The organism is Streptomyces sp. ISL-99 (assembly GCF_018614005.1).
Taxonomy (GTDB): domain Bacteria; phylum Actinomycetota; class Actinomycetes; order Streptomycetales; family Streptomycetaceae; genus Streptomyces; species Streptomyces flavidovirens.
In genome coordinates this window covers 84,569-93,926 of sequence record NZ_JAGGPC010000020.1, presented here as the reverse complement: position 1 = coordinate 93,926, position 9,358 = coordinate 84,569, and the positions used below count along the sequence as shown (strand labels likewise).

General features: G+C 70.4%; 9 protein-coding genes. 1 reads left to right on the top strand and 8 read right to left on the bottom strand.

Annotation, left to right across the window (positions count from 1 at the left end; all coding sequences use genetic code 11):
- The 6 genes from J7E91_RS12205 to J7E91_RS12180 form a co-directional block, all read right to left on the bottom strand.
- On the bottom strand, nucleotides 1-1,081 hold a 1,081-nt coding region (locus J7E91_RS12205), incomplete at its 3' end, for a DoxX family membrane protein (protein WP_214901912.1).
- Between the two features lie 109 nt (nucleotides 1,082-1,190).
- Nucleotides 1,191-2,147, bottom strand: a complete 957-nt coding sequence (gene rlmB, locus J7E91_RS12200; RefSeq protein WP_069928178.1) for a 23S rRNA (guanosine(2251)-2'-O)-methyltransferase RlmB — start codon at nucleotides 2,145-2,147, stop codon at nucleotides 1,191-1,193.
- Nucleotides 2,148-2,229: 82 nt separating this feature from the next.
- On the bottom strand, nucleotides 2,230-3,633 hold the full coding sequence (cysS, locus tag J7E91_RS12195) for a cysteine--tRNA ligase (RefSeq protein WP_214901910.1): 1,404 nt from the start codon (nucleotides 3,631-3,633) through the stop codon (nucleotides 2,230-2,232).
- 171 nt (nucleotides 3,634-3,804) lie between these two features.
- On the bottom strand, nucleotides 3,805-4,326 hold the full coding sequence (ispF, locus tag J7E91_RS12190; protein WP_214901908.1) for a 2-C-methyl-D-erythritol 2,4-cyclodiphosphate synthase: 522 nt from the start codon (nucleotides 4,324-4,326) through the stop codon (nucleotides 3,805-3,807).
- Entirely contained in the window at nucleotides 4,316-5,071 is a 756-nt protein-coding gene (gene ispD, locus J7E91_RS12185) for a 2-C-methyl-D-erythritol 4-phosphate cytidylyltransferase (RefSeq protein WP_214901905.1), read from the bottom strand. Before ispD ends, ispF begins: the two co-directional genes overlap by 11 nt.
- A 377-nt stretch (nucleotides 5,072-5,448) precedes the next feature.
- Nucleotides 5,449-5,931 (bottom strand): CarD family transcriptional regulator, encoded by a 483-nt coding sequence (locus tag J7E91_RS12180; RefSeq protein WP_006380568.1) that lies wholly within the window; start codon nucleotides 5,929-5,931, stop codon nucleotides 5,449-5,451.
- Between the two features lie 567 nt (nucleotides 5,932-6,498).
- On the opposite strand from J7E91_RS12180, the gene J7E91_RS12175 reads away from it, so the two are divergent.
- Nucleotides 6,499-7,188 (top strand): DUF461 domain-containing protein, encoded by a 690-nt coding sequence (locus J7E91_RS12175; RefSeq protein WP_214901903.1) that lies wholly within the window; start codon nucleotides 6,499-6,501, stop codon nucleotides 7,186-7,188.
- A gap of 101 nt (nucleotides 7,189-7,289) precedes the next feature.
- Here the strand turns inward: J7E91_RS12175 and J7E91_RS12170 are convergent, their stop codons facing one another.
- On the bottom strand, nucleotides 7,290-7,970 hold the full coding sequence (locus J7E91_RS12170) for a response regulator transcription factor (RefSeq protein WP_028814608.1): 681 nt from the start codon (nucleotides 7,968-7,970) through the stop codon (nucleotides 7,290-7,292).
- Complete coding sequence (locus tag J7E91_RS12165; protein WP_214901900.1) at nucleotides 7,967-9,238, bottom strand: cell wall metabolism sensor histidine kinase WalK; 1,272 nt, start codon at nucleotides 9,236-9,238, stop codon at nucleotides 7,967-7,969. The genes J7E91_RS12170 and J7E91_RS12165 overlap by 4 nt, the downstream gene beginning before the upstream one ends.
- Nucleotides 9,239-9,358: the final 120 nt, after the last annotated feature.

Below are 9,358 nucleotides of genomic sequence, written 5' to 3'. Positions count from 1 at the left end.
TGCGCCAGGCCTCGCCGGCGAGACGGCCGTCGATGGAGTAGACGGGCGCGCCGGCGATGATCAGCGGCGACCAGGCGGCGAGGTAGATGATGTCCGGCGCGTCGTACGCCGGTACGGTCTTCCAGCTCACCGTCATGAGCAGCGCGGCGGACAGCAGCGTCCCGAAGCAGGCGGCGACCCGCTGCCACAGCCCCAGCACCGTCAGCACGCCGACGACGACCTGGAGGAACGCCACGGTCAGGCCGGCGCCCACCGGGTGGCTCAGCGCGAAGTCGCGCAGCGGCTCGGCGACGGTCCACGGGTGCAGCGACGTGAGCCACTTGACCATCGAGCCACGCTCGCCGCCGTCGAAGTAGACGGGGTCGCAGAGCTTGCCCATGCCGGCGTAGATGGAGATGAAGCCGAGGAACACCCGCAGCGGCAGCAGCACCACGCCGAGGTTCATGCGCCGCCCGGGGTAGTACGCGTGCCGGACCGCGTCGGCGCCGTTACGGCGGATGCGCTCGCCTTCCGCGCCGTACTCGTCGCCGTCTTCGAACTCGTCGTCGTCGAACTCCCTCCCGGCGTAGGCGTCTTCGCCGTTCCGGTCGGGGACGTCGTACGCGCCGACGGCCTGCCTCGTCCGGGGCAGCATCGGCGCCCGGGGCGGCTCGGAGGCGCGCGGCCCGATGACGGTGGGGATCGCCGCGGTGTCCTCCGCGTTCTCGTCCGCGGGGAGCCGGGGGATGACCTGCGTGGCGCCGCTGTCGTGGCGCTCGCCGGCGGAGGAGTTCCGTACGGCCTGGAGCAGCCCCGTCGCGCCGGGGTCTCCCGGCTCGGACTTCCCGCTCCAGACGACGGGCGCCCGCCGCCGGCCCGCGGCCGCGCCGGCCATCGCCGGAATGCGTGCCGCGTCCCCCGGCCCACTGCTCACACCGCCCGCCCCCGCGTACGGCGGGGCGGGACGCCGGCTCGGGGTTGGGGCGAACTGCACGCGGAAGCTGGCGTGGTTGACGATGACCTGCGCTGGATCGCAGGGCACCTTGACCATGCTCAGGGCGGGCTGATCGTCGAACCCGGGTGTTCTGGTGTCCACACTCATCTAACCGAGGGATGTGTGGTTAGGACACTGCCTTGACGCCTCCGATCTGTCCGAGACCCGTCAAGACCCCCTTACTGGGACATAACCGACTTCTCCCTCGGGCCCCCGGTCAGCGCCTGCGCTGCGCCGCCTCCCAGAGCACGATGCCCGCCGCGACACCGGCGTTCAGCGACTCGGCGCCGCCCGGCATCGGGATGCGCACGAGGTAGTCGCACGTTTCGCCGACGAGGCGGCCGAGACCCTTGCCCTCGCTGCCGATGACGATGACGACCGGGCCGCCGAGCTGCTCCAGGTCCTGGACCGTGTGCTCGCCGTCGGCCGCCAGGCCCACGACCGTGATCCCGGCCTTCTGGTAGCCCTCCAGGGCGCGCGTCAGGTTGGTGACGCGGGAGACCGGCGTACGGGCCGCCGTACCGGCGGACGACTTCCAGGCACCGGCCGTCATGCCCGCCGCACGGCGCTCCGGCACGACCACGCCGTGGCCTCCGAACGCGGAGACGGAGCGGACGATCGCGCCGAGGTTGCGCGGGTCGGTCACGCCGTCGAGGGCGACGATCAGCGGGTCCTCGTGCTTGTCGTACGCCGCCGCCGTGAGGTCGTCCGGGTGCGCGTACTCGTACGGCGGGACCTGGAGGACGAGGCCCTGGTGGTTCAGGCCGTTCGTCATCCGGTCGAGCTCGGGACGCGGGGCCTCCATCAGGTTGATGTTGCCGCGCTCGCCCGCGAGCTGGAGCGCCTCGCGCACCCGCTCGTCGTTGTCGATGTACTGCTGGACGTACAGCGTGGTCGCCGGGACGCCGTCGCGCAGTGCCTCGAAGACCGGGTTACGGCCGACGACCATCTCGGACGTGCCCTTGGCGCCGCCGCGCCGGGGCGCGGGGCGGCGGACCGCGGCCTGCTTGGCCTTGGCGGTGGCGATGCGGTTCTTCTTGTGCTTCTTGCGCGCCTCGGCGGGCGGCGTCGGGCCCCTGCCCTCGAGGCCCTTGCGCCGCTGGCCACCGCTGCCGACCGTAGCGCCCTTCTTGTTGGACGTGCGGCGGTTCCTGCGCTGGCTGTTCCCGGCCATGACCTGTTACCTGTTCCGTTGCTTCAGACGTGCGTACGTATAAGTGAAAGTGTGCCCCGCTCGGCGTCGCCGGGCGCGCCGGTCAGCGCGAACCGAGGGTCCATCGCGGGCCCGACGGGCTGTCCTCGATGACGAGACCGGCCTGCTGGAGCTGGTCCCGGATGGCGTCGGCCGCGGCCCAGTCCTTGCGGTCACGGGCCGACTGGCGCTGGTCGAGTACGAGGCGTACGAGCGTGTCGACGACCCCGTGCAGGTCTTCGCCGCGCTCGGTGCCGCCGCCCGACCACTGCTCGTCGAGCGGGTCGAGGCCGAGGACGCCGAGCATCGCCCGTACCTCCGCCAGCCGGGCGACGGCCTCGTCCTTGTCGTCGGCGGCCAGCGCGGAATTGCCCTGTCGCACGGTGGTGTGGACGATCGCGAGCGCCTGCGGGACGCCGAGGTCGTCGTCCATCGCCTCGGCGAACGCCGGCGGGACCTCGGTGGCGGGCTCGACGACGCCGCCCGCCTTCTCCATCACGCGCTGGACGAAGCCCTCGATGCGCGCGAAGGCGGACTCCGCCTCGCGCAGGGCTTCCTCGCTGTACTCGATGGTGGAGCGGTAGTGCGGCGTACCGAGGTAGTAGCGCAGCACGATGGGGCGCCACGCCTTGACCATCTCGCTGACGAGCACCGAGTTGCCGAGGGACTTCGACATCTTCTCGCCGGCCATGGTGACCCAGTGGTTGTGCACCCAGTACGTGGCGAAGTCGTCGCCGAAGGCCTTGGCCTGGGCGATCTCGTTCTCGTGGTGCGGGAAGATCAGGTCGATTCCGCCACCGTGGATGTCGAATGCCTTGCCCAGGTACTTGTGGGCCATCGCGGAGCACTCCAGGTGCCAGCCGGGGCGCCCGCGTCCCCACGGGGTCTCCCAGCTCGGCTCGCCGGGCTTCGCGGCCTTCCACATGGCGAAGTCGCGCGGGTCGCGCTTGCCGGTCTCGCCCTCGCCGGACGGCTGGAGGAGGTTGTCCAGGTCCTGGTTGGACAGCTCCAGGTAGCCGGGGTACGACCGCACGTCGAAGTAGACGTTCCCGTCGGCCTCGTACGCGTGCCCGCGCTCGATGAGGCCGCGCATCATCTCGACCATCTCGGTGACGTGGCCGGTGGCGCGGGGCTCGTAGGTGGGCGGGAGGCAGCCGAGGGCGGCGTAGCCGTCGTTGAAGGCGCGCTCGTTCTCGTAGCCGATCGACCACCAGGGGCGGCCCTGGTCCGCCGACTTCTTGATGATCTTGTCGTCGATGTCCGTGACGTTGCGGATGAACGTGACGTCGTAGCCGCGGTAGGTGAACCAGCGGCGCATGATGTCGAAGTTGAGGCCCGACCTGATGTGGCCGATGTGCGGGGCGGCCTGCACGGTAGCGCCACAGAGGTAGATCGAGACGCAGCCCGGAGTGAGCGGGGAGAAGTCGCGAGTCTGCCGGGCGCTGGTGTCGTACAGCCGAATAGTCACCACACCAGGGTAGTGGGCGGACGACAGTGCCTAGCGACCCTTTCCTGTACTCCCGTCCGGGGCGCTGCCCCAGACCCCGCTCCTCAGACGCCGGAGGGCGTCCGGGGGTCTGGGGGCTTGCCCCCAGTCGGGAAGGGGCGGGGTGGGGAAACGCGCCGCAGGCACGCCCGCTCAGGCCGCCGTGCGAACGACCAGCGCCGTCGCGATCGCCGCAAGCCCCTCACCGCGGCCCGTGAAGCCGAGGCCGTCGGACGTCGCGGCCGACAGCGAAACCGGCGCGCCGACCGCGGCGGAGAGCACCTTCTGCGCTTCCTCCCGCCGCTTGCCGATCTTCGGCCGTACGCCGACGACCTGGACGGCGACGTTCCCGATCCCGAAGCCTTCGGACCGTACGATCCGCGCCGCTTCCGTCAGCAGGGTGATGCCCGACGCACCGGACCACTCGGGACGCCCTGTGCCGAAGTGCGCCCCGAGGTCACCGAGACCGGCGGCGGAGAAGAGCGCGTTGCAGGCGGCGTGCGCCACCACGTCGGCGTCCGAGTGGCCGGCGAGGCCGGGCCCCTCGCCCTCCCAGAGCAGGCCGCCGCACCACAGCTCGCGGCCTTCCTCGAAGGCGTGGATGTCCGTGCCGATGCCGACCTGCGGCAGCGGGGGAACGGGACCGGGAACAACCGGGGGAACCTCAGAAGCCATCGTGTGCCCTCCTGCGGGCGAGTACCGCCTCGGCCAGGACGAGGTCCAGCGGCCGGGTCACCTTGAACGCCTCTTCGTGGCCGGGTACGACCACGACCTGCACGCCGAGCCGCTCGACCATGCCGGCGCAGTCCGTCGCGCCTTCCCCGCTCGCCGCGATCGTCTCGTGCGCGCGCACGAGCGTGGCGCGGTCGAAGCCCTGCGGAGTCTGTACGGCGCGCAGCCTGGCCCGCTCGGGCGTGGCGACGACCGGCTCGGGCGCGCCCTTCTCCCCGGGCTCGACCTCCTTGACGGTGTCGGCGAGCGGCATCGCGGGCACCACGGCCGGCGCTCCGTCCCGTACGGCCTCGATGACCGAGTCGACGGTGTCGACGGGCACGAGCGGGCGGGCGGCGTCGTGCACGAGGACGGCGGTGATGTCGGCGGGCAGCGCGGCGAGTCCGAGCCGCACCGACTCCTGGCGGGTCTCACCGCCCGGTACGACGACGAAGTCCGTCCGCTCGGGCAGCGCGTGTTCGGCGAGGAGGTTCTTCACCTCTACGGCGCTGTCCTTCGGGGCCACCACCACGACGAGGGAGACGGCCCTGGAGTTGGCCATGGCCCGTACCGCGTGGATCAGCATGGGGGTGCCGCTCAGCGCGCGAAGCGCCTTGGGCGCGCCGGGGCCCAGCCGCACCCCGCGGCCGGCCGCGGGGATCACGGCGGCGGTGCGCGGAGTGGACGGGGGACGGGATTCGTCTGTCATCTGTAGCTCCGGGGCCGACAAGCTGCCGACAAGCTTCGGGAACGGGTTCGGGTCCGCCAGGTTTGTGTCCGCGGCGTTCGTGGGTATGGCCACAGCGTGCCGGGCGCGATGCCTTGACCGGCCCCTTCCGTGACGACTGGTCGAGCCAGCTGCCCGGGCCCGGCACACCAGCACCGAAGCACCAAGGGATCAAGGCATCGGGGGCGGGCGAAGATCAGCGGGCTGATCAGTGGGGCCGGGGACCGGGCGCGCACAGTGAACGCCGCGCGCAGTGAACGCAACATGCCGCAGCGCCCGCAACAAGGGCTGGAGACCTTGCCGGCGGGCACCGCGGCATCATTACTGGGTATCAGGGAAGGAGTCCCTGGGACCCGGAGTCAGGACGCGAGGACCTCGTCGAGCAGAGCCTCGGCCTTGTCTTCATTGGTGTTCTCCGCGAGTGCGAGCTCGCTCACCAGGATCTGGCGCGCCTTGGCGAGCATGCGCTTCTCACCTGCGGAGAGACCGCGCTCACGCTCACGGCGCCACAGGTCGCGCACTACCTCGGCGACCTTGATGACATCACCGGAGGCGAGCTTCTCGAGATTTGCCTTGTAGCGCCGGGACCAGTTCGTCGGCTCTTCGGCATACGGTGCGCGGAGCACCTCGAAGACCCGGTCGAGCCCTTCCTGACCGACTACATCGCGTACACCGACGAACTCCGCATTGTCCGCAGGCACACGAACAGTCAAGTCACCCTGGGCGACCTTGAGCACCAAGTAGGTCTTGTCCACGCCTTTGATCTGGCGAGTTTCGATAGCCTCGATCAGCGCGGCCCCGTGATGGGGATAGACCACGGTGTCGCCAACCTTGAACGTCATGTGACAGGTACCCCTTCCGTGGCTATCCAGAGTAACACGGATACGGCTTCTTCTGAATGGCGTTTCCGCAGGTCAGGGCATATCTCGGGGCTTGACAACAGCAACAGGAACGTGCTGCGCAGGTCTTCCGGAAGCGGGTATTCGCAGGTCGGAGCGGCTGTGCGGGCGGAGAGAAACGCGTACGTTACACACATCACGGAGCCCCCCGAAGAGGCCGAACGTCCCGTTTTGCCGGGTTCCAAGCGGTGAACTTGACGTACTCCGTTCGGCGACCGGTCACCCGTTCGGCCGGAATCGAGAATTGATCACGACGACGGTGATCAATTCCCCCGGCCCCCCATACATTCCTTACGGATAATCCGCATGTGGGACGCACGTACGCCGCCCTGCGGATATGTGAACGCCGTACGAAACAAGCCGCCGCGTCACCGGTGGCCGGTATGGGCGGGCGGGGAGGGGCGGGTCGGGTGCGAGGGCCGGACGGCCGCTCGGTAACCTAAGCGCGCTGACACACCCTTAGGGCGGCTTTACGCCGCTCGAACCCGTCTAACAGGAGATGCCTCCGCCGTGAGCCGCAGCCTTCGACGCGGTGCCCTCGCCGCCACCGCCATCGTGTTCTCGATCGCTTCGCTTGCCGCCTGTGGGGCGGGCAACGACGCGCAGACACTGCAAGTCAGGCCGGACAACGCCGCGGCCAGCGTCGACGACATCAAGATCCAGAACGCCACGATCGTCACCCAGCCCGAGCTCGACGCCGAGGGTCCCGCGGTCGTCACCGGCATGGTGTTCAACAACGGCACCAAGGCGGAGACGCTCGAAGCGATCACGCTGCCCGGCACCAGCACCAAGGTGACGCTCAAGCCGGCCAAGGGCTCGGGCCCGCTGACCGTGCCCGCCGGCGGCTCGCTCCTCCTCGGCGGCAAGGACAACGCCTCCGCCGTGATCGAGAACGGCCGCGAGGCCGCGAAGGCCGGCGACGCGCAGCCCGTGCGCTTCGAGCTCAGCGAGACCGGCACGGTGGAGCTGCGAGCGTTCGTGGTCCCGGCGACGCACTACTTCAAGGACGTCGGCCCGAGCGAGCTCCCGAAGCCGCCGGCCCAGGCGCCGTCCGGCACGGCGACCACCACCCCCTCGGGCACCCCGACCGGCGCGGCCACGGGCGAGGCGGGCGCCACGGCGTCGACGAGCCCGTCGCAGGGCGCCTCGAAGCCCTCGGACGACGCCGACGACGCCGACGAGCACGGCGCGTCTCACTGACGCCCGTACGTACACGCAGCACATGCTGAAGGGGGCGCTCTTGCCGGTTCGTACCGGCGGGAGCGCCCCCTTCAGCATGCACGCGTGATCAGCTTTCGAGTTTACGGCTCGAACTTGTAGCCCAGGCCGCGGACCGTCACCAGATATCTCGGCGCACCCGGGTCCGGTTCGATCTTGGCGCGCAGGCGCTTCACGTGGACGTCGAGGGTCTTGGTGTCGCCCACGTAGTCCGCGCCCCAGACGCGGTCGATCAGCTGCATGCGGGTGAGGACCCGGCCCGCGTTGCGCAGCAGCATCTCCAGGAGGTCGAACTCCTTCAGCGGGAGGTCGACCTTGCCGCCGCCGACCGTGACCACGTGGCGGTCGACGTCCATACGGACCGGACCGGCCTCCAGAGCGGCCGGAGTGACCTCCTCCGGCTCGCCGCGGCGGCGCAGGACCGCGCGGATGCGGGCGACCAGCTCCCGCGAGGAGAAGGGCTTGGTGACGTAGTCGTCGGCGCCTATCTCCAGACCCACGACCTTGTCGATCTCGCTGTCCTTGGCGGTCACCATGATGACCGGGACATTGGAGTGGCTGCGCAGCTGTCGGCAGACCTCGGTGCCGGGCAGGCCGGGGAGCATCAGGTCCAGCAGGACGAGGTCGGCGCCGTTGCGCTCGAACTCGTCGAGCCCGTCGGGGCCGGTGGCCGCGATGGCGACCTCGAAGCCCTCCTTGCGGAGCATGTAGGACAGGGCGTCGCTGAAGGATTCCTCATCCTCGACGACGAGCACTCGGGTCACGGAAGGACCTCCGGGTGGGGAATGGGTTCGCGATCAGTGGTCTCGTACGGCCCGGCAGCAGTGTCTGCGGACTCGTCGTCGTCCGGGGCGGCGACCGGGGGCCGGTCGCGTGACGCGGCTGCCTCGGGCAGTCGCAGGGTGAAGGTGGAGCCCTGTCCCTCGGAACTCCACACCGTGACCTCCCCGCCGTGCGAGGCGGCCACGTGCTTGACGATGGCCAGGCCGAGGCCCGTACCTCCGGTGGCCCGGGAGCGGGCCGGGTCCACGCGGTAGAAGCGCTCGAAGATCCGCTCGCGGTCCTTCTCGGAGATGCCGATGCCCTGGTCGGTGACGGCTATCTCGATCAGGTCCCCGCCGGGGGCGGAGATCCTGCGGCCCGCTATGCCGACGCGGGTGCGCGCCGGGCTGTAGTTGACGGCGTTCTCGACGAGGTTGCCGAGGGCGGCGGCGAGCTGGCCGCGGTTGCCCCAGACGTACAGGCCCTCGGTGCCGCCGGCGGCCATCGTGATGTTCTTGGTGGACGCGGCGTGGCGGCTGCGGTCCATGGCTTCGGCGACCAGTTCGTCGACGCGGACCGGTTCCGCGTCCTCCAGGGGGTCGTCGTTCTGGACGCGGGAAAGATCAATGAGCTCCTGGACCAGATTGGTGAGGCGGGTCGCCTCGATCTGCATGCGGCCCGCGAACCGGGTGACCGCCTCGGGGTCGTCCGAGGCGTCCATGACGGCCTCGGAGAGCAGCGAGAGCGCACCGGTAGGAGTCTTCAGCTCATGGCTGACGTTCGCGACGAAGTCGCGCCGTACCGCTTCGATGCGGCGGGCCTCGGTGAGGTCCTCCACCAGGAGCAGTACGAGGCGCGAGCCCAGCGGGGCGACGCGGGCGGAGACCGCGAGAGCCTCGCCGCGGCCCGTGCCGCGACGCGGGAGGTCCAGCTCGACCTGGCGTATCTCCCCGTCGCGGCGGGTGTCGCGGGCCATGTGGAGCATGGGGTCGACGGCCAGCTTCCCGCCCCGGACGAGCCCGAGTGCGTACGCCGCCGAGCTGGCCTTGACGACGCTGTCGCTCTCGTCCAGTACGACGGCGGAGGAGCGGAGCACGGACAGCACGGTGTCGACGCCCGGCGGCAGCACCGCGTTGACGTCGGGCCGCATGGAGGACCGGGTGGGCCTGGCCTGCTCGCGCTCGCTCCAGCGGAACGTCAGCACGGCGATCACACCGGTCAGCAGACCGGCGATCGCTGCTGCTGCGGCGACTGCCGCGTTCACGTCCATGCACCCAGGTTAAGCGGGGGCTGTGACACTCCCCCAGCCAAATGGGTGGCCTCTCGAACACTCGTCGCTCAGAGTTCACCGAGGGGATGGGGTTGGTTCACTTGGGGTGCCGGAATCGGA

Bases quoted from the DNA above. Each gene is read 5' to 3' on its own strand.
- ispF (WP_214901908.1), bottom strand. From the start codon at position 4,326: ATGGCTTCTGAGGTTCCCCCGGTTGTTCCCGGTCCCGTTCCCCCGCTG.
- rlmB (WP_069928178.1), bottom strand. From the start codon at position 2,147: ATGGCCGGGAACAGCCAGCGCAGGAACCGCCGCACGTCCAACAAGAAG.
- ispD (WP_214901905.1), bottom strand. From the start codon at position 5,071: ATGACAGACGAATCCCGTCCCCCGTCCACTCCGCGCACCGCCGCCGTG.
- J7E91_RS12165 (WP_214901900.1), bottom strand. From the start codon at position 9,238: ATGGACGTGAACGCGGCAGTCGCCGCAGCAGCAGCGATCGCCGGTCTG.
- J7E91_RS12180 (WP_006380568.1), bottom strand. From the start codon at position 5,931: ATGACGTTCAAGGTTGGCGACACCGTGGTCTATCCCCATCACGGGGCC.